The following is a 905-nucleotide window of genomic DNA, read 5'->3' as shown; positions in this document are numbered from 1 at the left end:
CGTATCGCCGCGGCGCAGCCGGCGCTCAACGCCTTCCGCCGGGTACGCGGTGAGGCCGCGCTCGCCGAAGCGGACGCCGCCGACCGGCAGTTGGCGCGCGGCGAGCGGCTGCCGCTGCTGGGCGTGCCGGTCGCGGTGAAGGACGACGTGGACGTGGCGGGGGAGCCGACGGCGTTCGGCTGCCCCGGGGACTTCCCGCCCAAGGCGGCGGACAGCGAGGCCGTACGGCGGCTGCGCGCGGCCGGTGCCGTGATCGTGGGCAAGACCAACTCACCGGAGCTGGGGCAGTGGCCGTTCACCGAGGGGCCCGCCTTCGGTGAGACCCGCAATCCCTGGAACCTGGAGCACACACCGGGCGGTTCCTCCGGCGGGTCCGCGGCGGCGGTCGCCGAGGGGCTCGTGCCCGCGGCGCTCGGCTCGGACGGCGCGGGCTCGATCCGCATCCCCGCGGCCTGGAGCCATCTCGTCGGCATCAAGCCGCAGCGCGGCAGGATCTCGACGATGCCCGAACCGGAGGCGTTCAAGGGGATCACGGTCTTCGGTCCGCTGGCGCGCACCGTACGGGACGCTGCGCTGCTGCTCGACGTGGCCGCTGGCTCCGCCGAGGGCGATCTGCACCGTCCGGCGCCGGTCGAGGTGCTGCCCGCCGCCGGTCAGGACCCGGGGCGGCTGCGGATCGCGCTGTCGCTGCGTCCGCCGTGGGTCGCGACGCGGCCGTCACTCGATCCGGCGGTACGCGGCGCCGTCACGGATCTGGCGGAGCGGCTGGCGTCGCTCGGGCACGAGGTCGAGGAGGCCGAACCGCGGTACGGGCTCGCGGGGTTGGCGTTCGTGCCGCGCGCCACGGCCGGCATCCGGGAGTGGACGGGCCGCGTCCCGGACGCCGCGCTGCTCGATCCCCGTAC

1 protein-coding gene is annotated in these 905 nt (G+C 76.1%); it reads left to right on the top strand.

The window, feature by feature from the left end:
* Nucleotides 1-905, top strand: a 905-nt coding sequence (locus tag AN218_RS29270) for an amidase (protein WP_107421601.1), incomplete at both ends; no start/stop codon positions are given.

Origin of the sequence: Streptomyces nanshensis, from assembly GCF_001751255.1 — a bacterium.
Classification (GTDB): domain Bacteria; phylum Actinomycetota; class Actinomycetes; order Streptomycetales; family Streptomycetaceae; genus Streptomyces; species Streptomyces nanshensis_A.
The sequence above is the reverse complement of the archived record's forward strand: the minus strand, read 5'-3'. Positions and strand labels throughout refer to the sequence as shown.